We start from the raw sequence: 26,401 nt of genomic DNA on the forward strand, positions 1-26,401 counted from the left end.
GCCAAGGCCGCAGAAATCTGGAACCCTTGGACGCGCATTTTTCAGACGGGGCGGTTCCGCGCCCCTTTGCAACACCGGGTGTTTGTTCATGCCATTGCCAGCAGGAAGCCGACTGAAGCCGTTCATCGTCCAGCGACTCGACCAGCTCAACAAGGCCAAGGCCCGCCGCTCGCTGGGCCAGATCCAGGGCAAGATCGGCGAGATGCCGATGACCCGCGGCTTCCAGGGCGCCCTCGCCGCCGCGTTCAACCGCACCGGCGTCCCGTCGATCATCGCCGAGCTGAAGGGCGGTTCGCCGTTCGATCCCGCCTTGCGCACCATGGTGCCCTACAAGGCGCTGGCGGAGGATTTCGAGGCGGTCGGCGCCGCCGGCCTCTCGGTGGCGGTGGAGCGGCAGGTGTTCCGCGGCTCCTATTCCGACCTCGCCACCGTGCGCGGGGTGGTGGACCTGCCCCTGCTCGCCCGCGACATCATCTTCGACGTCTACCAGATCCTGGAGGCGCGCCTCGCCGGGGCGGACGCGGTGGTGCTCTCGGCGGGGCTGCTCGGGGCGCAGCTGGGCGAGTTCCGGGAGCGGGCCGCCTCCATCGCCCTCGACGTGCTGGTGGAGGTGCATACCCCCGCCGAGGTCGAGGCCGCCCGTGCCGCCGGCGCGGATTTTCTCTGCGTCACCAACCGGAACATCCATACCTTCGAATTGAAGCCGGGGACGTGCGAGGAGCTGCTTCCCCTCATTCCCGCCGGTGCGGCCTTCGTGGTGGCCGACGGCGGGCTCGGCTCGGCGGAGGATCGCGCCCGGCTCGGCACCGCGGGGGCCAAGGCGCTGCTGATCGGCACCGCGCTGATGACCGATGCCGATCCTGCCGGCGTGCTGGAGCAGGTGATGGGCGTCGAGACCACGGGCGCCGAGGCGGACGCGGAGGAGGGCTGAGCGCCCCGCCGCCCATCTGGCCCACTTCCTGCTTCGTCGGGGTGAAGGCTGCCGTCCCGAGCGACGACGGGGCGGCGGGTGACGCCGTGTCCGCTCTGGAATGTCGTTGCAGATCAACGCGATGCGGGCGCGGGGCGTGGGTGAATGGAGGCTTGGCGGTGCCGCTCTACAACTATCATTGTCCCGATTGCGACAAGGATTCGGAAATGCTGGTCGGCGTGTCCGAGACACCGGCTTGCCCGTCCTGCGGCAGCCTTCGCCTCGAGCAGCTGGTTTCCCGCATCGCTCCGGAGGGAAAGCTGAAGGCGGCCGCGAAGGTCTGGCGCGCCCAGGCGGCGCGGGAGGGGCATGCGAGCAATTTCAGCGCTGCGGAACGCAAGCGCTGATACGGCTTTTCCGCCTGCGCTCCGGCTCCGCCGGGCGCCAGCGGAGGGGGCGGGCGGGCATTTTCCGGCGGCGGGCACGCAATGTGCTTGAGGTGGGCCTGCACCTGGATCGTTGGCCGAACTCCGCCGGGCTGGAAAAGCGGGAGGGACGGCGATCCATCACCCGCCCGGAGGGCGCCCACATGACTGCCCCATTCGCTCCCACGCTCGCCAGCGACGCCGGTTACGTCTCGCCGTCGCATCTGCGCACGCCGCTGCGCTCCTTTCTCGTGAGCCATGACAAGGGCATCTACTGGCTCAGGATGCCGGCCGACACCGGCAAGAGCGAGTTCATCCGCGGCATCGTCGCCCGCCGCCCGGGAAAGGATGGCCGGCCGGAGAGCATCGACAGCGCCATCTCCAGCGGGATGCACGCCGTCGCGGTGGCGCTGGAGCCCGGTGATGGCGCGCCTCAGCTGGTGGCCGCCCTGAAATCCGCCTTCGACGCGGAGTTCGGCCCGGCCGGCGACGCCCAGCCCCCGCAGATCCGTTCCGGCGACGCGGCTGGCGCCCGGGCGGATTTCGCCGCCTGGCTCGGGCGGCTCGCGGACCTCGGCCGGGCCGGCGGCGGCAAGCGGCTTCTCCTCTGCATCGACGGCCTCGAAGTGGCCGCGGCGCCGGGGGAGGGCGGGGCGGCTTGCCTGCTGGACCTGCTGCCGGATCCGGCGCAGGTGCCTGACGGCCTCGTGCTTCTGCTCACCTCCCGGCCGGGTGAAGACTGGCCGGACGGTGCCTTTGCTCCGGTCGCCGCCCGGTTCGCCGGGGCGCCCGCCGTCGCGGTGCACGATGTGGGGCTGGCCGACGCGAGCTATGTGGAGAGCCTGCAGAAGCTGTTCCGCGAGCGGCTGCGGCCGGTGCTGCGCGCGCGCTCAGTGGCGTGCCTCAAGGACCTCCTGGAGGCCAAGGCCGCCTTCGAGAAGGGCGGCCGCGACGCCCGCCTCACCAATGATCCGGTTCTGCGCGATGGCCTGAAGGACGACTGGAAGAAGCTGACCAACAAATATCCGCGCTATTCCGGCCAGCTCCTGCCGGTGGCGCCGCTGGTGCCCCTGCTCGACCAGTTCGACCGGCTCTGGACGCAGGTCATGGACCGCGGGGAGCAGCGGTTCCGCTACGTCCGCATGCTCATCGACCATATCGTGGACGGAACCCTGGCCGTGGAGGAGGTGGCGGCATTGCCTGCCGGTACGGCACTTGCCACGCGGCTGGCGCCGGCCGCGTGAGGCCGGAGGCCGGCTGTCACAAAACTGTAAAGCCGGGGTGGGATGACGGGCGCATGTCGGCGCACGGGGATGCATTGCGTCGGCCCGCGCGCTTTTCCCGGAAAGACCCATCGCCATGAAGCTCGAATCCGCGACCCTCGGCCCCGGTCAGATCCTCATCACTCTGGACGGCCGCCTCGACATCGCCGGCGCCGCCGAGATCGAAACCACTTTCAGCGCATTGGTGAGCCACGCGCAGGCGGCCCTGGTGGACATGGCCGGCGTGCCCTTCCTCGCCTCCATCGGCATCCGGCTGATCCTGGTCAACGCCAAGGGGCTGTACCGCCGCGGCGGCCGGCTCGTCCTGTTCGGCGCCGACCCGCAGGTGGAGAAGGTGCTGCTCATGACCGGCGTCGGCGAGCTCACCACCATCGTCGCGACGCGCGAGGAAGCCCTCGCCGCCATCAGCGCGACCGCCGGCGGCGCCGGCTGACCGGCTCCCGACGTCGGGCCGGGGAACGCAGGGCGGATCCGGCCCTAGGCGGCGGGCCGCGCACCGGTCATGGAGATATTCAGTTCCCGGATCACCCTGTAGACGGGCTCGGCGGAGGGACGGATCAGCCCCTGCGAGGGTGAGCCCAACTCCAGGATGATGAAGACGCATCCGGCGATGGCCGAGGCGCCGAGGAGCAGGAACACGATCACCGTCGCGTTCTTCGGCGCGAACAGCCCGAAGCTCGCGAACAGCAGCGAGAGCCAGGCCACCAGCATCACGAAGAACGGGGCCGGCATCACCATCTTGGTCTTCTCCACCAGCGTCCAGCGGGCATCGACCATGTTCTCCATGAGCGAGAGCGCGCGGTTCTGGATGTAGCGTTCCCGGTCCGTGGTCGGGGCGAGGCGCAGCACCTCCTCGTTGAGGGCCTCCAGCCGGTGGAGGGTGTCGACGCCCACGTCGTCGGTGGCCGGCTGGTCGATCTCCGCCGCCTTCAGCTTGGCATAGGCCATCAGGTGGTCGCGGGCGTCCACGGTCGCCGCGCCGTAGGCGAGCAGCGTCCGGTTCAGCTTGATGATGTCCGTCGCCAGGGTCTCGATGGCCGCCGTGCGGGCGCTGAACGACGAGCTGGCGCTGTTCACCATGAGGCCGAGCACCAGGGCCGCCAGCGTGCCGACCACGGCCATGGACACGGAAACCGCCGTCCCCGTCTCTCCCGTGAGGTGATGTTCCGGCAGCTTCGGCGCGAGCCAGATGCCGATGAGCGCCCCGCCGCAGATCGCGGTGAGGGAGAGAAGGCCGGCAAGTATGGAACTCATGGGCACCTGACCATCCGGCCGCACGGGACCCGGCGCACGATGCGGCCGGGCCTGGGGCCCTGCCTTCGGGCGGGCAGGGGGCAGTGCCTGCCGCCCGCGGGCCGTCAGCCTGTCGCACCCGCGCCCGGCCTTGGCAAGGGTCCCGCGGGGCAAGGGACCCGCGGGACCCCGTGCGCCGAAGCCGAGGGACGGCCGCCTCGTGCCCGCGCCAGCGCGCCCCACTGGCCAAACCCGCCCCGATGCCCCTATATGCCGGCCACGGACGGGCTTTTTGGCCCGGCCGACGCCGTGCTTTGGAGGCATCATGTCGGGCTTAACCAGGTCCAGCGACGGGCTGGACGAGCGGCGCCGCCGCATCCTGTTCCGCGCCTGGCACCGCGGCATGCGGGAGATGGACCTCATCCTCGGCAATTTCGCCAATGCCGAGATCGAGACCCTGTCCGACCCGGACCTCGACGCCTTCGAGGAACTGCTCGAGCCCGAGGACCAGACGGTCTTCTCGTGGATCAGCGGCACCGAGCCGATCCCGCCGGAATACGACACGCCGCTCTTCGCCCAGATCCGGGCGTTCCACCTTTCCGGGCGCGGCCTGCCGGATTGAGCCGGGCCCGCGCCCCACGACACCGCCGTCCCGGAGTTTCCCCTTGAAGCGTCCCCAGCCCCTCGCCGATGCGCTGGCCGAAGGCCGACCGCTCATCCTCTCCCGCGTCGCTGACGGCATGGAGGGCATGGTGGTGGCGGACCTTGCCCGCTCCATCGCCGCGCAGAAAAACGCACCCTGGCCGAGCCTGACGATGGTGTGCCGCGACGGGCAGCGCATGGCGGCCGTGGAGCGGGGCCTTGCCTTCTTCGCCCCGGAGCTGGAGGTGATTTCCTTCCCCTCGTGGGACTGCCTGCCCTACGACCGCGCCTCGCCGAACGCCGCCATCGTGGCGCGGCGCATGGCGGCGCTGGCGAAGCTCGCGCGCGTCAAGGGCGGGGCGGCGAGCGTGCTGCTCACCACCGTCAACGCCACGGTGCAGCGCGTGCCGGCCAAGGGGCTCGTCGCGGCCCAGTCGCTGGTGGCCGCGCCGGGCAACGCCATCGCCCTCGACGGCATCGTCGAATGGGCCGAGCAGAACGGCTTCCTGCGCACGCCCACGGTCCGCGACACCGGCGAATACGCGGTGCGCGGCGGCCTGATCGACCTCTTCCCGCCCGGCCTCGATGCGCCCATCCGCCTCGATTTCTTCGGCGAGACGCTGGAAACCATCCGTGCCTTCGATCCCGAGACCCAGCGCACCACCGGGCAGGTGCGGTCCCTGGAGCTGGTGCCAATGGCCGAGTTCCAGCTGACCACCGACACCATGCGGCGCTTCCGCATGGCTTATGTGGCCGCCTTCGGCGCCGCGCAGAAGGGCGACACCCTCTATGAGGCGGTGAGCGAGGGCCGGCGCCACGCCGGCATGGAGCACTGGCTCCCGCTCTTCCACGAGCGCATGGACACGCTGTTCGACTATATCGAGGGCGGCACGCTGCTCCTTGATTCGTTGCTGGAGGAGGCGGCCGGCGAGCGCATCGCCCAGATCGCCGACTATTACGAGGCGCGCAAGTCGGCGCAGGACCAGCGGGGCGGCCCGGTCTACAATCCGCTGCCGCCGGACAAGCTGTATCTGGCCGGTCCCGAATGGAACAAGCGCATCGCCCGGATGCGCCTTGCCCGCCTCAGCCCGTTCGCCGTGCCGGAGAATGCGGACGGCCGCGCCATCGACCTCGGCGGCACGCAGGGCCGCTCGTTTGCCGCCGAGCGGGCGGAGACCGAGGGCAACGTCTTCGACGCCGCCGTCGCCCATGTGCGGGACCTGCAGAAGACCAAGAAGGTCATCCTCGCCGGCTGGTCCGAGGGCTCGCGCGAGCGGCTCGGCACGGTGCTTGCCGACCACGGGCTGAAGGGCGCCGCCGCCATCTCCCGCTTCGACAGCCTCTCCGCCTTGCCGAAGACGCAGGCGGCGCTGGCCGTGTTCGGGCTGGAGGCGGGGTTCGAGACGCCGGACTTCGCCGTCATCGGCGAGCAGGACATCCTCGGCGACCGCCTGGTGCGCCCCAAGCGCAAGGCGCGCCGGCCGCAGGACGTGCTCACGGAATTGACCGCGCTCACCGCCGGCGACCTCGTGGTGCACGTGGACCACGGCATCGGCCGCTTCGTCGGCCTGAAGACCGTGGAGGCCATGGGCGCCCCCCACGATTGCCTGGAGATCCATTATGCCGGCGGCGACAAGCTGTTCCTGCCGGTGGAGAACCTGGAGCTCCTGAGCCGCTACGGCTCGGAGGACACCGAGGCCCAGCTCGACAAGCTGGGCGGCGGGGCCTGGCAGGCGCGCAAGGCGCGGATGAAGAAGCGCATCCGCGAGATGGCCTCCGAGCTGATCAAGATCGCCGCCCAGCGCCAGCTCGGCGAGGCGCCGAAGCTGGTGCCCGCCATGGGCCTCTACGACGAGTTCCGCGCCCGCTTCCCCTACGAGGAGACGGACGACCAGGAAGCCGCCATCGACTCGGTGCTGGACGACCTCGCCTCCGGCCACCCCATGGATCGGCTGATCTGCGGCGACGTGGGCTTCGGCAAGACGGAAGTCGCCCTGCGGGCCGCCTTCGCCGTGGCGCTCTCCGGCAAGCAGGTGGCGGTGGTGGTGCCCACCACGCTGCTTGCCCGCCAGCATTTCAAGACCTTCTCCGATCGCTTCCACGGCCTGCCGGTGAACGTCGCCCAGGCGTCGCGGATGGTGACGGGCAAGGACCTGGCCGCGGTGAAGAAGGGTCTTGCCGATGGCGCCGTCGACATCGTGGTGGGAACCCACGCACTGCTGGGCAAGGCCATCCACTTCAAGGACCTCGGCCTCGTCATCGTGGACGAGGAGCAGCATTTCGGCGTCTCCCACAAGGAGCGGCTGAAGCAGCTGCGGGCCGAGGTGCATGTGCTCACCCTCACCGCGACGCCCATCCCGCGCACCCTGCAACTGGCCATGACCGGGGTGCGCGAGCTCTCCATCATCGCCACCCCGCCGGTGGACCGGCTCGCGGTGCGCACCTTCATCACGCCGTTCGATGCATTGATCGTGCGCGAGGCGCTGCTGCGCGAGCGCTATCGCGGCGGGCAGAGCTTCTACGTGGTGCCGCGCATCGAGGACCTAGCCGAGGTGCGCGAGTTCCTTGCCGCCTCGGTTCCGGAGGTGAAGGTGGCGGTGGCTCACGGCCAGCTGGCGGCCGGGGCGCTCGAAGACATCATGACCGCCTTCTATGACGGCCAGTACGACGTGCTGCTCTCCACCACCATCGTGGAGAGCGGCCTCGACGTGCCCAACGCCAACACCCTCATCGTGCACCGGGCCGACATGTTCGGCCTCGCCCAGCTCTACCAGCTGCGCGGGCGCGTCGGCCGGGCCAAGGCGCGGGCCTATGCCATCTTCACCGTGCCGGCGACGAAGCCCATCACCGCGCAGGCGGAACGGCGGCTGAAGGTGTTGCAGTCGCTGGAGACGCTGGGCGCCGGCTTCCAGCTGGCGAGCCACGACCTCGACATCCGTGGCGCCGGCAACCTTTTGGGCGACGAGCAGTCCGGCCATATCAAGGAAGTGGGCTACGAGCTGTACCAGGAGATGCTGCAGGAGGCGATCGCCCACCTCAAGGCCGGCATCACCGACTATGTGGACGACAAGTGGTCGCCCAATATCACCATCGGCATGCCGGTGCTGATCCCCGAGGACTACGTGGCCGACCTGCACGTGCGCCTCGCCCTCTACCGGCGCCTCGCGGACATTCAGGACGACGCGGAGATCGACGCCTTCGGGGCGGAGCTGGTGGACCGCTTCGGCCCGACGCCGGAGGAGGTGGGCCAGCTGCTCCAGCTCACCCAGATCAAGGCGCTGGCCCGCAAGGCCAATGTGGAGAAGGTGGATTCCGGGCCGAAGGGCGTGGTGTTCGGCTTCCGCGACAACGAGTTCGCCGACCCCTCGGGCCTGGTGAAGCTGATCGGGCAGGAGGGGAGCCTGGCCAAGGTGCGCCCCGACTTCAAGGTGGTGTTCCTGCGCGACTGGCCCACCGCCGAAGCGCGGCTGAAGGGCACGCTGGTGGTGCTGAAGAAGCTCGCCGCGCTGGCGGTCAAGAAGGGACTGTGAAACGCATCCGGCCCGACGCGCTGGCGCCGGGCCGGGACATGGGATGACCGCCCGGCTTACTTGACGCCCAGCACGCCGCCGACGGCGCCGCCCACGGCACCCACGGTCCCGCCGACCACGGCGCCCACCGGGCCCGCCGCCTTCTCGCCGGCGCGGGCGCCTTCCTGCGCACCGGTGCCGGTGCCCTTGACCCCGCCGGCCACGCCACCGGCCACGCCGCCACCGACGCCGCCGACCGTGCCGCCAACCACGCCGCCCACCGGGCCGGCCGCCTTGTCACCCACGTTCGCGCCCGCATTGGCGCCCTGTTCGGCGCCCTTGACCACGCCCTGCGCGAATGCCGCGGTGGGGGCGAGAGCCAGGAAAAGGGCTGCCGCAGCAATGGTCGTCTTCATGGCTGATCCTTTCATGTTCGACAGATGCCGCACCGGTGCCGATGGCGAAAAAACGTCTCGGCCGTGCGCGCGATCCTCCGGGCTTCGTCGATCAACTGGCCCTGGGTCAACATAACCCGGCCGAAGCGTGGCCGCCACCGGCCCCGTCAATTCTCAGGGACGGGTTGGTTTGACCTTCAGCCGGACGAACGGCGACGGGGACGCCCCGGACAGGCCGGGGCGTGACCGCGGTGCTTTCGGATCGGATGCGCCGCCGCCTCCAGCCGCAGGCTATGCCCCCTCTCCCCTTGTGGGAGAGGGTTGGGGTGAGGGGTGGCACGGCGCCGGGAAACAGGGCGCAAACGGAGAAACCGGCCCCCTCACCCCCGTCCCCTCTCCCGCGAGGGGAGAGGGGAGGAGCGCCGCGTGTGCGGCACGGGAGGTGCCCGTCGCCCCATGCAACCGTCATCCCCCGGCCTGTCCGCGCCGGCGGAACCGTGGACGCCCCGGACGAGCCGGGGCATGACCGCGGTTTAATGCCGATTGCGAAACGAAAACGGCCGAGCAAGCTGCCCGGCCGTCTCCATTTCTTTCCATGCCGCCGCCCGAGCAAACCGGCATGCCGGTTTGCGTCACGAGAAGACTCGCCGGGCGGCGTCAGGCACTCTGCCTGGATCAGAAGTCCATGCCGCCGCCCGAGCAAACCGGCATGCCGGTTTGCGTCACGAGAAGACTCGCCGGGCGGCGTCAGGCACTCTGCCTGGATCAGAAGTCCATGCCGCCGCCCGAGCAAACCGGCATGCCGGTTTGCGTCACGAGAAGACTCGCCGGGCGGCGTCAGGCACTCTGCCTGGATCAGAAGTCCATGCCGCCGCCCGAGCAAACCGGCATGCCGGTTTGCGTCACGAGAAGACTCGCCGGGCGGCGTCAGGCACTCTGCCTGGATCAGAAGTCCATGCCGCCGCCCGGCATGGCCGGGGCCGCGGGGGCGTTCTTCTTCGGCAGTTCGGCGATGAGCGCCTCGGTGGTGATCAGGAGGCCGGAGATGGAGGCGGCGTCCTGGAGGGCGGTGCGCACGACCTTGGTGGGGTCGATGATGCCCGACTTCACCATGTCCACGTATTCGCCGGTCTGGGCGTTGTAGCCGAAGCTGTAGTCGGAGGACTCGAGGATCTTGCCCACCACCACGGAGCCGTCGTCGCCCGCGTTCTGGACGATCTGGCGCGCCGGGGCCTGGATGGCGCGGCGGACGATCTCGATGCCGGTCTTCTGGTCGGCGTTGTCGACCTTGAGGCCTTCGAGCACCTTGATGGAGCGCAGCAGGGCCACGCCGCCGCCGGGCACGATGCCTTCTTCCACCGCGGCGCGGGTGGCGTGCAGGGCGTCGTCCACGCGGTCCTTCTTCTCCTTGACTTCCACTTCCGTGGAGCCGCCCACGCGTACCACGGCGACGCCGCCGGCGAGCTTGGCGAGGCGCTCCTGCGCCTTCTCACGGTCGTAGTCGGAGGTGGTGGTCTCGATCTGGGCGCGGATCTGGGAGATGCGGGCCTCGATGTCGGCCTTCTCGCCGGCGCCGTCGACGATGGTGGTGTTCTCCTTCTCGATCACCACCTTCTTGGCGCGGCCGAGCATGGAGAGGTTCACGCTGTCGAGCTTGATGCCGACTTCCTCGGAGATCACCGTGCCGCCGGTCAGGATCGCGATGTCCTGTAGCATGGCCTTGCGGCGGTCGCCGAAGCCGGGGGCCTTCACCGCCGCGACCTTCAGGCCGCCGCGCAGCTTGTTCACCACCAGGGTGGCGAGGGCCTCGCCTTCCACGTCCTCGGCGATGATCAGCAGCGGACGGGCCGACTGCACCACCGCCTCGAGCACGGGGAGGAGCTCCTGCAGGCCGGACAGCTTCTTCTCGTTGATGAGGATGTAGGGCTCCTCGAACTCAACGCGCATCTTCTCGGCGTTGGTCACGAAGTAGGGCGAGAGGTAGCCGCGATCGAACTGCATGCCCTCCACCACGTCGAGCTCGGTCTCGAAGGACTTGGCTTCCTCGACGGTGATGACGCCCTCGTTGCCGACCTTCTTCATCGCCTCGGCGAGGAACTTGCCGACCTCGGCGTCGCCGTTGGCGGAGATGGTGCCGACCTGGGCGATCTCGTCGTTGGAGGTCACCTTCTTGGAGTTGGCGGCCAGGTCCTTGACGATGGCATCCACCGCGAGGTCGATGCCGCGCTTGAGGTCCATGGGGTTCATGCCGGCGGCAACCGCCTTGGCGCCCTCGCGGACGATGGCCTGGGCCAGCACGGTGGCGGTGGTGGTGCCGTCGCCGGCAAGGTCGTTGGTCTTGGAGGCGACCTCACGCACCAGCTGGGCGCCGAGGTTCTCGAACTTGTCCTCGAGCTCGATCTCCTTGGCCACCGACACACCGTCCTTGGTGATGCGGGGGGCGCCGAAGCTCTTCTCGATCACCACGTTGCGGCCCTTGGGGCCGAGGGTGACCTTCACGGCATTGGCGAGGATATCGACGCCGCGCAGGACCTTGTCGCGCGCATCGACGGAAAATTTTACGTCCTTGGCAGCCATGGGGCATGCTCCTTCAGATTGGGACGATGGAGTTCAGGAATTCAAGCGAGGGAAGGCGCGCTCAGGCGGCCTTCTTGGCGCCGGCAGGAGCGTCGAGCACGCCGAGGATGTCGCTCTCCTTCATGATGAGCAGATCCTGGCCGTCGATCTTGACCTCGGTGCCGGACCACTTGCCGAACAGCACGATGTCACCGGCCTTCACGTCGAGGGCGACGATCTCGCCCTTCTCGTTGCGGGCGCCGGAGCCCACGGCGATCACTTCGCCCTGCTGCGGCTTTTCCTTCGCCGTATCGGGAATGATGATGCCGCCGGCGGACTTCGCTTCGGCGTCGATGCGCTTCACAACCACGCGGTCGTGCAGAGGACGGAAACCCATCGGGAAACCTCCGGTTTGATGCTTCTTTTCAAGGCGCGGGCACCCCTGCGCCCGGCCCGAACGCGATCTAAGGGCCTTGTTTTCGTCCCGCAAGGGGCCGGACGAAAAATTTAGCACTCGCCGTGCGGGAGTGCTAGCAGCGCCGGAACGCGAGGAAAATCAAAGGCGGGTCGCGTGCGAGGCGGTCCGGACAGGGCTCGGCGCCCGAGCGGGGCCGGTTGTCAGCAGTCTCCGCTATGCGCTGCTAGCCCTTTGTTTTTGCAAGAAGAAACTAAACTTTAGCCTTGGCGGGACGAAACTCTGGAGCCGACAATGCATTGTCTGGTCCCGGCGTATCCCGCGGCTGGCTGCGGGACCTCCGGGTTCGGGGATATGGAGGTGTGACCCATGGTAACCCGTTCATCCCAAGGGGCCCCGGTGACTCAATCGTCCCTGGGGGCCCGCTCGTCCCAGGTGTCGCGCGACTTCGCCTTGCAGATGGAGGGCTACGGCCTCGCCACGGCCGAGATCCTCTACCGCATGCCCGACCATCCCAGCCTTCTTCAGACCTATCTCTGGCAGGAATACGACCTCTGCCCGAAGTTCCCCGAGCTCAACCGGTTCCTGGACTTCTGGAAACGGGAGATCGAGGGGCGGCTGCATTCGGTGCGGGTGGCCCATTGCGGCCTCATCAAGCCGGCGGAGCTGAGGTCGGTGGACGGGATGTTCCTGCTCAACTGACGCGCCCGAAGGCCCGACGCACGCCTGTCGCAACCGGATAACACCCGGCTGTCGCCGCCTGCGCCTAGCCTTTCCTCCGAAGCCGGCGGCCGGTGCGGCCGCGGCCAGCGGGGAGAATGCGGATGCCGGGCAAGCGCATTTTGATGATCGTCGGGGATTTCGGCGAGGACTACGAGATCATGGTGCCGTTCCAGGCGCTGCTGGCGGTGGGGCACGCGGTGGATTCGGTCTGTCCGGGCAAGAAGGCCGGCGACAAGGTCGCCACCGCCATCCACGATTTCGAGGGCCACCAGACCTATACCGAGAAGCCGGGCCACCTTTTCACGCTCAATGCCACCTTCGCGGCGGTTGATCCCGCGGACTACGACGCGCTGCTGGTGCCGGGCGGGCGGGCGCCGGAATACCTGCGGCTCGATCCGGCGGTGATCGCCGCGGTGCGCCACTTCTTCGACGCCGGCAAGCCGGTGGCCGCCATCTGCCACGGCGCCCAGCTCCTCGCCGCCGCCCGCGTCCTCGAGGGGCGCACCTGCTCGGCCTATCCGGCGTGCCGGCCAGAGGTGGAGCTGGCCGGCGGCACCTATGCCGACATTCCCGTCGATGCCGCCGTCACCGAAGGCAACCTCGTGAGCGCGCCCGCCTGGCCGGCCCATCCGGCCTTTGTCGCGCAGTTCCTTGCCCTATTGGGCACGCGCATCTCCCATTGATCGCTAAATTGCGTTATTGGGAGATCGGGCGGCAAGGGCATGCGCGCTGTGCGGGGGTTCAGCGCGCATGCCCGTCCGCCGCCGTCCGCCCGGCGAGAGCAAAGCGGGGCGAATAGAGGGTCGCCGCATGTGCCGTTTGTTCGTCGAGGCGGATCCGGCGCTGTGGACCGCGGAAACGCGAGCCCTGCGCCTCAACGGCTTCTCCACCTCGGTGCGGCTGGAGGCCTTCTTCTGGACCGTTCTGGAACAGATCGCCGCGCGCGACGGCCTCACCGTAGGCCGGCTGGTGGCGCGGCTGCACGACGAGCTGACCGAGGCGGCGGCCGACATCGACAATTTCACCTCCTTCCTGCGGGTGTGCTGCGGACGCTTCCTCGCCTTGCAGGCGGCGGGCCTCGTGCCGCCGGCGGGGGCCCTGCGCGCGCTCGACGTCTCCTCCATCCTGCGCGCCGAAGGGGCGTCCCGCGACGGCCGGGCCCAGCCGGTTGCCGCCGCGCGGGGCCGGGGCGCACGGCCGGCGGCATGACCGAGGGGAAGGACCATGCCCTGACACTGCCGCTTTCCCGGTGCTATGAGTGATGCGACCACCCAACGAGGTCGCCTTGGATCACCGAACACCCAGAACGTCCGAACTGCTTGCCGCCGTCCTCGCCGCCCAGGAGGAGGACAAGGTGGCCATAGGCGATCTTGTGAACGCCTTGCGGAACCGCGCGTTCGGCATTCTCTTCCTCATCTTCGGCATCCCGAACTGCATTCCCATGCCGCCCGGCATCCCGGTCATCTGCGGCATCATCCTCGGCCTCATCGGCCTGCAGATGACCATGGGCCGGCAGGAATTGTGGCTGCCGGACTTCATCGCCCGCCGCACCTTCTCGCGTGCCATGCTGGAGGCGATCGTCACCAGGTCGCGGCCGTGGATCGAGCGCTTCGAGAACATCTCCCAGCCCCGCTATGAGCAGTTCGCCGGCCCCACCGCCCGGCGCGTGGTGGGCGCGACGGTGGTGCTGCTGGGCTTCATCCTGCTTCTGCCCATCCCCTTCCTCGGCAACCTGCCGCCCGGCTTCGCCGTGTGCATCTTCGGCCTCGGCCTCGTGGAGCGGGACGGGCTGGTGATCCTCGCAGGCTTCGGCGCGACGGTGCTGGGGCTGATCGTCACCGCGCTGATGAGCTGGGCCATCTATCAGGGCGCCATCGCCATCTTCTGAACGGTCCTTTCTCCTCCCATGCGTGTCGACGCCTTCGATTTCGAGCTCCCGCCCGAGCGGATCGCCCTGCGCCCCGCCGAGCCGCGCGAGGCCGCGCGCCTCCTGGTGATTCGTCCGGGCGCCGCGCCCGAGCTGCAGGATGCGCGGGTGGGCGACCTGCCGTCCTTCCTGCGTCCCGGCGACGCGCTGGTGGTGAACGACACCCGCGTCATCCCCGCCGCCCTCGAAGGCACCCGCTCGCGCGCGGGCGCGAGCACCGTGCGCATCGAGGCGAACCTGGTGAAGCGGCTCGACGCCGCGCGCTGGACCGCCTTCGCCAAACCGGCGAAGCGCCTCAGGGTGGGCGACGTGGTGCGCTTCGGCGGGGCGGGGGAAACCTGCCTCCTCGGCACCCTCGATGCCCGGGTGGAGGCCAAGCGCGAGGCCGAGGTGGACTTCGCCTTCGCCTTTTCCGGCCCGGCCCTGGACGAGGCGCTGCAGCAGGTGGGGCACATGCCCATCCCGCCCTACATCGCGGCGCGCCGGGCGGAGGATGACCGCGACCGCACCGACTACCAGGCCCTGTTCGCCCGCGTCGACGGCTCGGTGGCCGCGCCCACGGCGAGCCTGCATTTCACCCCGTCGCTGATGGCGGCGATCGAAGCGCGCGGCGTCTCGGTCCACACCGTGACGCTGCACGTGGGGGCGGGCACCTTCCTGCCGGTGAAGGCGGAGGACACCTCCGGCCACATCATGCATCCCGAATGGGGCGAGGTTTCCGCCGCCACCGCCGCGGCGCTGAACGCCGCGCGGGCCAAGGGCGGGCGCATCGTCACGGTGGGTTCCACCCCCACGCGCCTGCTGGAAAGCGCGGCGGCGGAGGACGGCACGATCCGGCCGTTCCTCGGCGAGACGGCCATCTTCATCACCCCCGGCACCCGTTTCCGCGCCGTCGACGCCATGATGACCAACTTCCACCTGCCGCGCTCGACGCTGGTGATGCTGGTGGCGGCCTTCGTCGGCCACGAAGTGCAGAAGCGCGCCTATGCGCACGCCATCGCGGCGGGCTACCGCTTCTATTCCTATGGCGATGCGTGCCTGCTTCTGCCAGAAGGCGGCGCATGACGCGCCCTCTTTCCGCCGACAGCTTCAGCTTCACCCTTTCCGCCACCTGTGGCGCCGCCCGCACCGGCCTGGTGTCGACCCCGCGCGGCGCCGTCCGCACGCCGGCCTTCATGCCGGTGGGCACGGCGGCCACCGTGAAGGGGCTGTATTTCGACCAGGTGAAGGCGGCGGGCGCCGACATCGTGCTCGCCAACACCTACCACCTCATGCTGCGCCCCGGCGCGGAGCGGATCGCGAGGCTCGGCGGCCTGCACGCCTTCATGCGCTGGGACGGTCCGATCCTCACCGATTCCGGCGGCTTCCAGGTGATGAGCCTGTCGGGCCTGCGCAAGATGAGCGAGCAGGGGGTCACCTTCCGCTCCCACGTGGACGGCGCCTATTTCGAGATGAGCCCCGAGCGCTCGGTGGAGATCCAGGGCCTGCTCGGCGCCGACATCCAGATGCAGCTCGACGAATGCGTGCGCCTGCCCTGCGCCGACGAGGAGGCCGAGCGGGCCATGCGGCTCTCCCTGCGCTGGGCGGAGCGCTCCAGGCGCGCCTTCGAGACGCAGCCCAAGGGGCGGGCCCTGTTCGGCATCGTTCAGGGCGGGGCGGTGCCGACGCTGCGGGTGGAATCGGCCCGCGCCCTCGCCGACATGGATTTCCCCGGCTATTCCATCGGCGGCCTCGCGGTGGGCGAGCCGCAGGAGGTCATGCTGGCCATGATCGAGACGGTGGAGCCGCATCTGCCGGCCGGCAAGCCGCGCTACCTCATGGGGGTGGGCACCCCCGACGACCTGCTGGAATCGGTGGCGCGCGGCATCGACATGTTCGACTGCGTCATGCCCACCCGCTCCGGGCGCCACGCGCAGGCCTTCACCCGCTTCGGCCGCCTCAACCTCAAGAACGCCCGCCACGCCGAGGACCCGCGCCCGCTGGACGAGACCAGCGACTGCCCGGCCCTGCGCGACTATTCCCGCGCCTACCTCCACCACCTCGTGCGCTGCGAGGAGATGCTGGGGTCCATGCTGCTCACCTGGGCGAACGTTCACTACTACCAGCAGCTCATGGCCGGGGCGCGGGCGGCCATCGCCGCGGGGCGGTATGGGGATTACGTGGCCGAGGTGAAGGAAGGCTGGGCGCGCGGCGATCTGCCGGTGTGGGCGGGGTAGGGGGATGTTGCCGCCTGCGGCGCAGTCCCTGCGCTGGGTCCCGGCTCGCATTCCGCTGCGTTGCATGCGTCCGGGACACAGGAACGGCTTCGTGTCCCGGACGCATGCAACGCAGCGAAGCGGGTGGAAGGAGAGCCGGGACCCAGCGCCAAGAGTTCGCCTAAGGCGCCGCTTCAATACCCCGACGACCCCATTGAATAAACGGACAACCGTTTTATTCTAGCGCCGCTTCCCGCTGGCGTCCCAAGCCCGCGACCGACAAGATGCGGGGAGCGAGGGAGGGAAAAAAGATGCTGCCGAACAGCCACGCCGGTTTCGATTTCGACCTCGGCGAGACCGCCGACATGCTGCGCGACACCGTGCGCGACTTCTCCCAGGCCGAGATCGCCCCGCGCGCCGCCGAGATCGACAAGACCAACCAGTTTCCCCGCGACCTGTGGCCCAAGCTCGGGGCGCTCGGCCTGCTCGGCGTGACGGCGGATGAGGAATACGGCGGCTCGGGCCTTGGCTACCTGGAGCACGTCATCGCCATGGAGGAGATTTCCCGCGCCTCCGCCTCGGTGGGCCTGTCCTATGGCGCGCACTCCAACCTGTGCGTCAACCAGATCAGCCGCAACGGCACTGCGGCGCAGAAGGCGAAGTACCTGCCCAAGCTCATCTCCGGCGAGCATGTGGGCGCGCTCGCCATGTCGGAGCCGGGGGCGGGGTCGGACGTGGTGTCCATGCGCACCCGCGCCGAGAAGAAGGGTGACCGCTACATCCTCAACGGCTCGAAGATGTGGATCACCAACGGCCCCATCGCCGAGACCCTGGTGGTCTACGCCAAGACCGACCCGGCGGCCGGCCCGCGCGGCATGACCGCCTTCCTCATCGAGAAGGGCTTCAAGGGCTTCTCCACCGCCCAGAAGCTGGACAAGCTGGGCATGCGCGGCTCCGACACCGGCGAGCTGGTGTTCGAGGATTGCGAGGTTCCGGAGGAGAATGTGCTCGGCACCGTGGGCAAGGGCGTCAACGTGCTCATGAGCGGCCTCGACTACGAGCGCGCGGTGCTCGCCGGCGGGCCCACCGGCATCATGCAGGCGTGCATGGATATCGTCCTGCCCTATGTCCACGAGCGCAAGCAGTTCGGCCAGCCCATCGGCACCTTCCAGCTGATGCAGGGCAAGATCGCCGACATGTACGTGACCATGAACGCCACCAAGGCCTACGTGTACGCCGTGGCCAAGGCGTGCGACCGGGGCGCCACCACCCGCGAGGACGCCGCCGGCGCCATCCTCTACGCGGCGGAGAAGGCCACATGGATGGCCCTGGAGGCGATCCAGACCCTGGGCGGCAACGGCTACATCAACGACTACCCCACCGGCCGCCTGCTGCGCGACGCCAAGCTCTACGAGATCGGCGCCGGCACCAGCGAGATCCGCCGCATGCTCATCGGGCGGGAATTGTTCGAGAAGACCGCTTGAGGGGAGGGCGGCCGGAAGCGGCCGTTCTCGCGCCCCGGTCGACCGGAGCGAACAGCGGACGGAGAGCCGGGGCCCAGCGCAAGGACGCGCCGAAGGCGACTTTATCGAAGAACGCGGCGGTGATCGCCGGCTTCGCCGACGTTTCCCCTGTTCCCCGGATCGGCGCTCCACCTGCGGTGTCGCTTGTCCGGGGAACAGGAGCCTCACCTCAGAACGTGTATCGCATCCCCGCATAGATCGCCCGCCCGGTGCCCGGCTCGAACAGGGCCGAGGTCTGCGTTGCTGTGCCGGTCACGCTCACCGTGGCGATATAGGCCGTGTTGAACAGGTTGCGGGCGTCCACATAGGCCGAAAGCGGGCCGCCATTGTCGTAGCCGATGCGAAAGTTGAGCAAGGCGTAGGCCGCCGTGTTCAGCGTGTTGGCATCGTCCACGAAATAGGGGGTCGGCACCCATTCCACGTTCGGCCCCGCATAGAAGCCGCTCGGGTGCTTGTAGAGCAGTTCGGCACGGAAATAGTGGGGCGGAATGCCGGGCAGCTGGTTGTTGCCCCACACCGGGTCGTTGTCGAAGAAGAAGTCGGAATAGGTGTAGGCGAAATTGAGCCACACCTTGTCCGGGTTCGGCCCCTTGTCCCACAGGCCCTTGAGGAGCGTCGCGCCGAAGCCGGCTTCCACGCCCTGGTGCACCGTGTAGCCGAGGTTCACCACATTGCACATGCCGGGCACGCTGGTGGCGGCGCATTGCAGCTCGTTCTGCACGTTGGAGCGATAGAGCGAGACGTCCCAGGTGAAGTCCTCGCCGCGGCCGCGGCTGCCGATTTCATAGGTTGTGGCGATCTGGGCTTTCAGGTTGCTGAGGATGGGGCTGGCGAAATTGGTGAGCTCGGAGAAGGTCGGCACCTCGCCGGAATTGGAGATGTTGGCGAACACCTGCGCGCCGGGGCCGATGTCCCAGACGAAACCACCCTTGGGCAGGAACAGGTCATAGTCCTTGGAACCGGTCACCGCGTTGTAGATGCCATCGCGGTCGCGCGTCGCCGTCAGGTACTGGAACGCGCCGACGAGGGCGAATGTCCTGGTGAGGTAGAAATTGTCCTCGGCGTAGAAGGTGGTGGTGGTGGCGTCTTCCTGGGCGGCGAAGGTGAGGGCGCCGGGATTGCCATAGACGTTCACGTAGCGCTTGGCGTCGATGCTGCCGATGGCGAGATTGATGCCGGTGGTGAGGCGGTTGGCGAAGCCGGCGATCTCCCGCTCGTCCACGAGGCGGGCGAAGCCGCCGAAGTCGATATATTCATTGTCGAGCACCTGGAAGATGGGGTGGTCGAGGCTCTTGTCGGAGAGGTATCCGCCGAACTCGACCCTGGTGCTGTCGTTCATCACCCACGTTGTCTTGTTGGCGATCCGGACCGACTGGATGTTGCGCTGGTAGTCCAGCTTCAGGTTGGTGGGGTTCGCCGCCTGCGGATCGGTGAGGGCGGCGGCCTTGGAGACGGCGCCGGGGATCTGCTGCTCGATGTCGTTTGCGTTGAAGAAGAAGCGGGTCTCGAATGTCTCCGACGGCCGCCAGCCCACATTGCCGGAAGCCCGCACCGAATCGCCGGCCGCATGCTCGCGGAAGCCGCCGGAGGTCAGGGCCGAGGCGGTGAAGAAGCCGTCGAACGGACCCTGCGCCCCGCCGGTGCTCGCCTGGAGGCGAAAGAAATCGAAGCTGCCGGCATCAAGGCGGACTTCGCTGCCCTGCGCGTCGCGTCCGGTGGGGGTGACGAAGTTTATGGCGCCGCCCAGTGCGTTCGCCCCGAACTGGTAGCCGTTGGCCCCCTTGAACACTTCGACATATCTGAACGCGGTCGGATCGATCTCCTGGAAGTCGCCGCCGCCGTCCGCGCTGTTCAGGGGAATGATGCCGTCCTGGAACAGCTGCACGCCGCGCAGATGGAAATTGCGGGACAGGCCGGAGCCGCGGATGGAGAGGCGGGTGTCCTCGCCCCATTTGGTCTGGGCGAACACGCCCGGCACGTAGTCCAGCATATCCTTGATGGTCAGGGACACGCCGTCGCGCCAGGCGGTGTCGGGCACCACCTCGGCGCCGCCCGGGGTCCGCTCGATGGCGGCGCGGGCCTCGGCCTCGGTGGCGACGGTGAGGGGGGCTGGCTGCGGCTTCTGCTGCGATCCCTCCACCACCACTTCGGGCAGGGTGGTGACGCTTTGCGCGACGGCGGGAAGGGCGGTGAGGCTGGTAAGGCACGCGGTGGCGGCAAGCAGCCGTCCGCGCCGCGCCGCCGAGGGCGCGCGGGGAGGTGTGGGCATGGCAACTCCGCTGTTCGCCGGCGCGGTCAAGCGCCCGGCGAAGTCGGGGGGGGGCAGGATCGGGAGCGGAAAGGGCGGCGGGGCCCGGCCTCAGGCGGCCGGCGGGGGCGCGCGGGAGCGGGCGTTTTCGCAGATGGGCGCCGCACCCGGAGCGAGGCCAGCCGGTGCGGGTGCGCAAGCGCTTTCAATGCGAGCGACGGGAAGGGGAAGACGCAGCGGGCCGGCCAGCACCGGCACGCTGCCGGCGGCGGGGCACAGCACGCAGTGGAGCCCGCGCATGACGGCGCCGTGGGTGTCGCCATCGGCGGGAGAAGCACCCGAGGCCGAGCACAGGATGCTCCCGCCGCCGCCGGGAGAGGCCATCGCGCCGGCCGCGAGCGCGCCGACGATCGATTGCAGAAGAATGAGATAGCAGAGGGTCCAGGCGGCAAGCAGGCGCGCCGCGCCGGGGGAGCGGCCGAGCCGTCCCCGCGCCGACATCACGCTGTTTGCGAAAAGCCGCACGTCCGCCCGCCCATATCCGTCCGCCCGTCGCAGACTCATGCCCGCGGCTCGAGACGGCCTACCCCAGCGACAGCCTATGTGCACCGCGCGCGCATTGAGAAGCCGCCGCCCATGCGACATGCCGCCGCTCGGACGCCGGAGCGCATGAGGGGGGTTCGCGCCTGCGGAAAATGGCGTTATAAATGACCGGCCAGCCAATCCCGCACTGCGGGATCGCCCGCGATTCCTGTGAATTTTGATTGGTTAGGCGCTATGTCCGCACGCATATTTTCGTGCACGCAGCTGCGTGCTTTCTTCCGGCTCTCGTTCTGCGCCTCGGCGCTGTGCCTCTTCGCCCTGCTCAGCATCGACGCCGGTTTCGCGCAGCAGCCCGCTGAACCGCCGCCCGCGCCATCCGCCCCGATTGTGACCCCCGCGCCTTCGGTGTCCCCGGTTGCGCCGTCCGCGCCGCCATCCGCCGAAGCTCCGCCCGCGCCATCCGACCTGCCCGCCGCCACGGCGCCGGCTGCGTCGGAGGCCGCCCCCCCGGCCAATGCCCTGCTGCCCCACGACCTGTCCCCCTGGGGCATGTTCCTGGCCGCCGACATCGTCGTGAAGGTGGTGATGGTGGGCCTCGCCTTCGCCTCGCTGATCACCTGGACGGTGTGGCTCGCCAAGTCGCTTGAGCTGCTCCTCGCCCGCGCCCGGGTGTCCCGCACGCTCAAGGTGCTGCGCGCGGCGCCGACGCTCGCCTCCGCCGCCGGGGCGCTGCCGGATGCGAAGGGCGCGGCGCCGGCGACGTTGCACGCCGCCATCGCCGAATGGCGGGCCTCGGACGGCCTTCCGGCGGAAGGAATCAAGGAACGCGTGGCGGTCGCCCTGTCCCGCATCGAGGCGAAGGCCGGCCGGCGGATGAGCGGCGGCACCGGCGTGCTGGCCACCATCGGCGCCACAGCGCCCTTCGTCGGCCTGTTCGGCACGGTATGGGGCATCATGAATGCCTTCATCGGCATCTCGAAGGCCCACACCACCAACCTCGCCGTGGTGGCGCCGGGCATCGCCGAGGCGCTGCTCGCCACCGCCATCGGCCTCGTGGCCGCCATCCCGGCCGTGGTGATCTACAACCTGTTCGCGCGCGGCATCGCCGCCTACAAGGCGAATCTCGCCGACACCTCGGCGGAGGTCATGCGGCATCTGTCGCGCGATCTCGACCGCGCCGCGGCCGGCCACGAGGTGCACACCCTGCGGGCGGCGGCGGAGTAGGGAGCGTGGCCGCCAAGCTCGATCATGGCGGGGACGACCTCGCCGAAAACCACGAGATCAACGTCACGCCGTTCATCGACGTGATGCTGGTCCTGCTCATCATCTTCATGGTGGCCGCCCCGCTCGCCACCGTGGACGTCAAGGTGGACCTGCCGGCCTCCAACGCCCAGCCGCAGCCGCGCCCGGACAAGCCGCTCTTCCTGACGGTCAAGAAGGACCTGAGTCTCTCCCTCGGCGACGACGGGGTGGCGCGCACTGGCCTCGGGCCCGCGCTCGACGGCGTCACCGGCGGCGACCGCCAGCAGCGGGTGTTCGTGCGGGCCGACAAGTCGGTGCCCTATGGTGACGTGATGGAGGTGATGAATCTCCTGCGCGGCACCGGCTACCTGAAGGTGGCGCTGGTGGGGCTGGAGGGCGAGGCCTCCGTCCCGGCGGCCGCGCCGGCGGCAGGGGCGCCCCGGTGAGCGCGGTCCACCATCACCACTGGCACGACTTCGACCGCACCCACCTGCGCGACACGGTGCTGCGCCTTGGCGCGGCGGTGCTCGTCATCATCGTGGTGCATGCGATCGTCGTCTATGCGGCGCTGTTCTGGCGCAAGGTCGAGGCCGGCGTGGCGGAGCCGACGGCGGCGGTGATGATCGAGCTCGCGCCCATCCCCGTCTCCGTCGCATCCGAGGCGGAGACCGTCCCCGGCCCGGCGGCGGTGCAGTCGCCCGAATCCACGCCGGACGCCCCGGACATTCCCGAGGAGGCCGCGCCGCCGCCGGAGCCGGTGGTGGAGCAGGTGGTCGAGAAGATCCCCGAGGTCGATCCCTCCCCGGCACCGGCGGAGGTGGTGCTGCCCAAGGCCGAGCCGAAGAAGGAGGAGGCCAGGGAGCGCCCCAAGCCGAAGGTGGAGCGCCCGAAGAAGGAGGCGAAGCCGACGCGCCGGCGCGAGGCGCCCGTTACCGCCGCCGCCCCCCGCTCGGAAGCTGAGACGGCGCAGACGACCGCCGCTCCCTCGCCGGGCTCCGCCGCGATCCGGTCGGCGGCCCTGGCCGACTGGCGCTCGCGGGCGTTTTCCCATCTCAGCCGCTACAAGCGGCCGCAGGCGGGACATGTGGGGGTTCCAAGCATCACCATCGCGCTCACCGGCACGGGGGCGGTCGCCTCGGTGCAGCTTTCCAGGGCGTCGGGCGACGAGGTGGTGGATCGCGAGGCGGTGGCCATGGCACGGCGTGCCTCGCCGTTCCCGGCGCCGCCGGAGGGCAAGGCCTTCACCTTCAGCGTGCCGATCCGGTTCACGCAGTAGGTCGAGGCGCCGGCAAGCGTGCGACGCCCGCCGTGCATGCGCGTGCCGCAGGGCTGCGCTGTTCGCGCCGCATGCGGGTCTCGTTCTTTCCCCAGGATCGGCGGCCGGCCGGGCGTGAGGAAGGACCCGGTCCCGCGTGCGGGCATGGGGCGGTCGCCGCGGCGGCGGCGTCAAGCGGAGGCACGACCGCCTTTGGACTTCACCTTCGCCCTGTGATAAGCGCAGGATCCGCTCCGGAAGGCCGCCAAAACCCGCGTCCTGACCGGTTGCCCCGACATCACCGGAGACCTGCCATGGCCTCGCAGGACGCGAACCCCGCCTCCATTTCGGAGGAAATGAACCGCTTCTTCACTGCCACGCTCGCCGAGACCGATCCCGAGATCGCCGGCGCGGTGAAAGCGGAGCTGGGTCGCCAGCGCGACGAGATCGAGCTGATCGCATCCGAGAACATCGTCTCGCGCGCGGTGCTCGAGGCGCAGGGTTCGGTGCTGACCAACAAGTATGCCGAGGGCTATCCCGGCAAGCGCTATTATGGCGGCTGCCAGTTCGTGGACGTGGCGGAAAACCTCGCCATCGAGCGGGCCAAGAAGCTGTTCAACTGCGGCTTCGCCAACGTCCAGCCCAATTCCGGCAGCCAGGCGAACCAGGGCGTGTTCTTCGCCGTGCTCCAGCCCGGCGACACCTATCTCGGCCTCAACCTCGCCGCCGGCGGGCATCTGACCCACGGCTCGCCGGTCAACATGTCCGGCAAGTGGTTCAACCCGGTGCCCTACACGGTGCGCGAGGACGACCAGCGCATCGATTATGAAGAGGTGGCCCGGCTCGCCGACCAGCACAAGCCGCGGCTGATCGTGGCCGGCGGCTCCGCCTATCCGCGGATCATCGACTTCCCGAAGATGCGTGCCATCGCCGACAGCGTCGGTGCGCTGCTGATGGTGGACATGGCGCATTTCGCCGGGCTGGTGGCCGGCGGCGCCCACCCGAGCCCGTTCCCCCACGCCCATGTGGTGACCACCACCACCCACAAGACCCTGCGCGGGCCGCGCGGCGGCATGATCCTCACCAATGACGAGGGGCTCGCCAAGAAGATCAACTCGGCCATCTTCCCCGGCATCCAGGGCGGGCCGCTGATGCATGTCATCGCCGCCAAGGCGGTGGCCTTCGGCGAGGCGCTGCGCCCGGATTTCAAGCTCTACGCGAAGAACGTGGTGGAGAATGCCAGGGCGCTGGCCGAGACCCTGAAGGGCCACGGCTTCGCCATCGTCTCCGGCGGCACCGACACCCACCTGATGCTGGTGGACCTGCGGCCCAAGCGCCTCACCGGCAAGACCTCCGAGGGGGCGCTCGGCCGCGCCCACATCACCACCAACAAGAACGGCATCCCGTTCGACCCCGAAAAGCCGTTCGTGACCTCCGGCATCCGCCTCGGCACGCCGGCCTGCACCACGCGCGGCTTCGGGGTGAAGGAGTTCCAGCTGGTCGGCGACCTCATCGCCGAGGTGCTCGACGTGCTCTCCCAGAAGGGCGCGGACGAGGACAGCCTGGTGGAAGCCGCCGTGCGCGAGAAGGTCGCGAGCCTCCTGGCCCGCTTCCCCATCTATCCCTGAGGGGCGCGTGTCGGCGCGTTTTCGTCATGCGGGCGGGGATCCACTGCGCTCGGAAGCGCCTGAGCGCCGGAGGGGGTGAAGCATGCGCTGTCCCTACTGCGGCGGCCTCGACACGCAGGTGCGCGATTCGCGGCCGACCGAGGACAACACCAGCATCCGCCGCCGCCGCGTCTGTCCCGATTGCGGCGGCCGCTTCACCACCTTCGAGCGGGTGCAGCTGCGCGAGTTGATGGTGCTGAAGCGCTCGGGCCGGCGGGTGCCGTTCGAGCGCGAGAAGCTGGAAAAATCAGTGGACGTGGCGCTGCGCAAGCGCAACGTCGAGGGTGACCGCGTGGAGCGGATGATCAATGGCATCGTCCGCCAGCTCGAAAGCATGGGCGACAGCGACATCACCTCGCAGACCATCGGCGAGATGGTGATGGAGGGCCTGAAGCAGATCGACGACGTGGCCTATGTGCGCTTCGCCTCGGTCTACCGCAATTTCCGCGAGGCCAAGGACTTCGAGCACGCCCTCGCCGAGCTCTCCCAGGACGGCGAGACGGAGCCGGTGAAGGACAAGCCGAAGGCCGCACCCCGCGCCGCGCCGCGGAGTTCCGAATGAGCCGGCATCCGCTGTCGGCCCAGCCCGTCGCCTCCCCGGAGGAGGACGAGTTCTTCATGGCCGAGGCGCTGAAGGTCGGCCAAAGGGGGCTCGGGCGCACTTGGCCCAACCCCTCCGTGGGCGCCGTCGTGGTGCAGCACGTGGACGGCCGTCCCCGGGTGGTGGGCGCCGCGGCCACCGCCGCCACGGGGCGTCCCCATGCCGAGCCGGTGGCCCTCGCCGAGGCCGGCGCGGCGGCGCGCGGGGCGACGCTCTATGTCACGCTCGAACCCTGCTCGCATCACGGCCGCACGCCGCCGTGCGCCGATGCGGTGATCACCGCCGGCATCCGCCGGGTGGTGGCCGCCATCGAGGATCCCGACCACCGGGTGAAGGGACGCGGCGTCGCCCGCCTCCGGGGGGCAGGCATCTGGGTCACGGTGGGGGTGGGGGCCGAGCAGGCCCTCGCCGACCATGCCGGCCACATCCGGCGCGTCACCGAGGGGCGGCCGCATGTCCTGCTCAAGATGGCGGTGTCCGCCGACGGCAAGGCGGCCCATCCGGGGCCGAAGCCGGCGGTGATCACCGGCCGGGAGGCGCGCGACCGGGCCCATCTCATGCGCGCCCACGCTGACGCCATTCTTGTGGGCCTCGGCACGGTGCTGGCGGACGATCCCATGCTCACCTGCCGGCTGGAGGGCTACGAGGACCGCTCGCCTGTGCGCCTCGTGCTCGACAGCGGGCTCGACATCCCGCTCACCTCGGCTTTGGTCCGCTCCGCCTGCGACGTACCCCTGTGGGTGATCGCGGCGGAGGACGCGCCGGCGGACCGCGCCGCCATCCTCACGGAAAAGGGCGTCGAGGTGCTGCGCGTGCCCCGGGGCGGCGTCGAGGGGCGGCTGCACCTTCCGGCGGTGCTGAAGCTGCTCGGCCTCCTCGGCGTCACCCGGGTGATGGTGGAGGGCGGCCCAAGCGTCGCCGCCGCCTTCCTCGAGGCCGGGCTTGCCGACGAGGTGGCCGTGTTCCACAGCCCCATCCTGCTCGGGCCGGACGCCTACGGCGTTCTCGCCGGCCGGCCCATCGCCCGTCTTTTCGCCCCTGTCGGCTTCGCCGAGGTGGAGCGGACCGAACTCGGCGCCGATCACCTCGTGCGCCTGTGGAGACGCTGA

At 69.6% G+C, this 26,401-nt stretch carries 25 protein-coding genes; 19 read left to right on the forward strand and 6 right to left on the reverse strand.

Annotated features, from left to right (window positions below):
- Window positions 1-88 precede the first annotated feature (88 nt).
- From EZH22_RS20255 to EZH22_RS20270, 4 genes are all read left to right on the forward strand, one after another.
- Window positions 89-931, forward strand: a complete 843-nt coding sequence (locus tag EZH22_RS20255) for an indole-3-glycerol phosphate synthase TrpC (protein WP_203192262.1) — start codon at window positions 89-91, stop codon at window positions 929-931.
- Window positions 932-1,089: 158 nt separating this feature from the next.
- The gene (locus tag EZH22_RS20260) at window positions 1,090-1,317 is read left to right on the forward strand and encodes an FmdB family zinc ribbon protein (RefSeq protein WP_203196655.1); all 228 of its coding nucleotides are present in this window, start codon (window positions 1,090-1,092) and stop codon (window positions 1,315-1,317) included.
- A gap of 182 nt (window positions 1,318-1,499) precedes the next feature.
- Complete coding sequence (locus tag EZH22_RS20265) at window positions 1,500-2,579, forward strand: hypothetical protein (protein ID WP_203192263.1); 1,080 nt, start codon at window positions 1,500-1,502, stop codon at window positions 2,577-2,579.
- Between the two features lie 115 nt (window positions 2,580-2,694).
- Window positions 2,695-3,051, forward strand: a complete 357-nt coding sequence (locus tag EZH22_RS20270; protein WP_203192264.1) for an STAS domain-containing protein — start codon at window positions 2,695-2,697, stop codon at window positions 3,049-3,051.
- Window positions 3,052-3,095: 44 nt separating this feature from the next.
- Here the strand turns inward: EZH22_RS20270 and EZH22_RS20275 are convergent, their stop codons facing one another.
- Entirely contained in the window at window positions 3,096-3,872 is a 777-nt protein-coding gene (locus EZH22_RS20275) for a bestrophin-like domain (RefSeq protein WP_203192265.1), read from the reverse strand.
- Between the two features lie 304 nt (window positions 3,873-4,176).
- On the opposite strand from EZH22_RS20275, the gene EZH22_RS20280 reads away from it, so the two are divergent.
- On the forward strand, window positions 4,177-4,473 hold the full coding sequence (locus EZH22_RS20280) for an FAD assembly factor SdhE (RefSeq protein ID WP_203192266.1): 297 nt from the start codon (window positions 4,177-4,179) through the stop codon (window positions 4,471-4,473).
- Between the two features lie 43 nt (window positions 4,474-4,516).
- On the forward strand, window positions 4,517-8,023 hold the full coding sequence (gene mfd / locus EZH22_RS20285; RefSeq protein WP_203192267.1) for a transcription-repair coupling factor: 3,507 nt from the start codon (window positions 4,517-4,519) through the stop codon (window positions 8,021-8,023).
- Window positions 8,024-8,079: 56 nt separating this feature from the next.
- On the opposite strand, the gene EZH22_RS20290 is transcribed toward mfd, so the two are convergent.
- The 3 genes from EZH22_RS20290 to groES all read right to left on the reverse strand — a co-directional run bounded on the left by EZH22_RS20290 (window position 8,080) and on the right by groES (window position 11,350).
- Window positions 8,080-8,418 carry a hypothetical protein gene (locus EZH22_RS20290; RefSeq protein WP_203196837.1) on the reverse strand — a complete coding sequence of 113 codons (339 nt, stop codon included), beginning with the start codon at window positions 8,416-8,418 and terminating at the stop codon, window positions 8,080-8,082.
- 924 nt (window positions 8,419-9,342) lie between these two features.
- The gene (gene groL, locus EZH22_RS20295) at window positions 9,343-10,974 is read right to left on the reverse strand and encodes a chaperonin GroEL (protein ID WP_203192268.1); all 1,632 of its coding nucleotides are present in this window, start codon (window positions 10,972-10,974) and stop codon (window positions 9,343-9,345) included.
- 61 nt (window positions 10,975-11,035) lie between these two features.
- Window positions 11,036-11,350, reverse strand: a complete 315-nt coding sequence (gene groES, locus EZH22_RS20300; protein ID WP_203192269.1) for a co-chaperone GroES — start codon at window positions 11,348-11,350, stop codon at window positions 11,036-11,038.
- A 477-nt stretch (window positions 11,351-11,827) separates the two neighbouring features.
- Between groES and EZH22_RS20305 the strand changes: the two genes are divergently transcribed.
- The 7 genes from EZH22_RS20305 (at window position 11,828) to EZH22_RS20335 (ending at window position 17,697) form a co-directional block, all read left to right on the forward strand.
- Entirely contained in the window at window positions 11,828-12,070 is a 243-nt protein-coding gene (locus EZH22_RS20305) for an usg protein (RefSeq protein ID WP_203196656.1), read from the forward strand.
- 122 nt (window positions 12,071-12,192) lie between these two features.
- Window positions 12,193-12,774: a DJ-1/PfpI family protein gene (locus EZH22_RS20310; RefSeq protein WP_203192270.1), complete on the forward strand. Its 582-nt coding sequence runs from the start codon at window positions 12,193-12,195 to the stop codon at window positions 12,772-12,774.
- Between the two features lie 127 nt (window positions 12,775-12,901).
- Complete coding sequence (locus EZH22_RS20315) at window positions 12,902-13,300, forward strand: ribbon-helix-helix domain-containing protein (RefSeq protein WP_203192271.1); 399 nt, start codon at window positions 12,902-12,904, stop codon at window positions 13,298-13,300.
- A gap of 76 nt (window positions 13,301-13,376) precedes the next feature.
- Window positions 13,377-13,979, forward strand: a complete 603-nt coding sequence (locus EZH22_RS20320) for an exopolysaccharide biosynthesis protein (RefSeq protein ID WP_203192272.1) — start codon at window positions 13,377-13,379, stop codon at window positions 13,977-13,979.
- A gap of 18 nt (window positions 13,980-13,997) precedes the next feature.
- Complete coding sequence (gene queA / locus EZH22_RS20325; RefSeq protein ID WP_203192273.1) at window positions 13,998-15,083, forward strand: tRNA preQ1(34) S-adenosylmethionine ribosyltransferase-isomerase QueA; 1,086 nt, start codon at window positions 13,998-14,000, stop codon at window positions 15,081-15,083.
- Window positions 15,080-16,234 (forward strand): tRNA guanosine(34) transglycosylase Tgt, encoded by a 1,155-nt coding sequence (tgt, locus tag EZH22_RS20330; RefSeq protein ID WP_203192274.1) that lies wholly within the window; start codon window positions 15,080-15,082, stop codon window positions 16,232-16,234. Before queA ends, tgt begins: the two co-directional genes overlap by 4 nt.
- A 290-nt stretch (window positions 16,235-16,524) precedes the next feature.
- The gene (locus EZH22_RS20335; RefSeq protein WP_203192275.1) at window positions 16,525-17,697 is read left to right on the forward strand and encodes an isovaleryl-CoA dehydrogenase; all 1,173 of its coding nucleotides are present in this window, start codon (window positions 16,525-16,527) and stop codon (window positions 17,695-17,697) included.
- Window positions 17,698-17,905: 208 nt separating this feature from the next.
- On the opposite strand, the gene EZH22_RS20340 is transcribed toward EZH22_RS20335, so the two are convergent.
- Complete coding sequence (locus tag EZH22_RS20340) at window positions 17,906-20,005, reverse strand: TonB-dependent receptor family protein (protein ID WP_203192276.1); 2,100 nt, start codon at window positions 20,003-20,005, stop codon at window positions 17,906-17,908.
- A 90-nt stretch (window positions 20,006-20,095) separates the two neighbouring features.
- Complete coding sequence (locus tag EZH22_RS20345; RefSeq protein WP_203192277.1) at window positions 20,096-20,509, reverse strand: DUF2946 family protein; 414 nt, start codon at window positions 20,507-20,509, stop codon at window positions 20,096-20,098.
- A 252-nt stretch (window positions 20,510-20,761) separates the two neighbouring features.
- On the opposite strand from EZH22_RS20345, the gene exbB reads away from it, so the two are divergent.
- The 6 genes from exbB to ribD all read left to right on the forward strand — a co-directional run bounded on the left by exbB (window position 20,762) and on the right by ribD (window position 26,401).
- Window positions 20,762-21,751, forward strand: coding sequence for a tonB-system energizer ExbB (exbB, locus tag EZH22_RS20350; RefSeq protein WP_203192278.1), 990 nt, complete (start codon window positions 20,762-20,764; stop codon window positions 21,749-21,751).
- A gap of 5 nt (window positions 21,752-21,756) precedes the next feature.
- A complete protein-coding gene (exbD, locus tag EZH22_RS20355) occupies window positions 21,757-22,215 on the forward strand; it encodes a TonB system transport protein ExbD (protein ID WP_203192279.1) in 459 nt (152 codons plus the stop codon).
- Window positions 22,212-23,045 (forward strand): energy transducer TonB family protein, encoded by an 834-nt coding sequence (locus EZH22_RS20360; protein ID WP_203192280.1) that lies wholly within the window; start codon window positions 22,212-22,214, stop codon window positions 23,043-23,045. Before exbD ends, EZH22_RS20360 begins: the two co-directional genes overlap by 4 nt.
- A 293-nt stretch (window positions 23,046-23,338) precedes the next feature.
- Window positions 23,339-24,652: a serine hydroxymethyltransferase gene (gene glyA / locus EZH22_RS20365; RefSeq protein WP_269902887.1), complete on the forward strand. Its 1,314-nt coding sequence runs from the start codon at window positions 23,339-23,341 to the stop codon at window positions 24,650-24,652.
- An 82-nt stretch (window positions 24,653-24,734) separates the two neighbouring features.
- The gene (nrdR, locus tag EZH22_RS20370; RefSeq protein ID WP_203192281.1) at window positions 24,735-25,253 is read left to right on the forward strand and encodes a transcriptional regulator NrdR; all 519 of its coding nucleotides are present in this window, start codon (window positions 24,735-24,737) and stop codon (window positions 25,251-25,253) included.
- Complete coding sequence (gene ribD / locus EZH22_RS20375; RefSeq protein WP_203192282.1) at window positions 25,250-26,401, forward strand: bifunctional diaminohydroxyphosphoribosylaminopyrimidine deaminase/5-amino-6-(5-phosphoribosylamino)uracil reductase RibD; 1,152 nt, start codon at window positions 25,250-25,252, stop codon at window positions 26,399-26,401. Before nrdR ends, ribD begins: the two co-directional genes overlap by 4 nt.

Origin of the sequence: Xanthobacter dioxanivorans, from assembly GCF_016807805.1 — a bacterium.
GTDB lineage: Bacteria > Pseudomonadota > Alphaproteobacteria > Rhizobiales > Xanthobacteraceae > Xanthobacter > Xanthobacter dioxanivorans.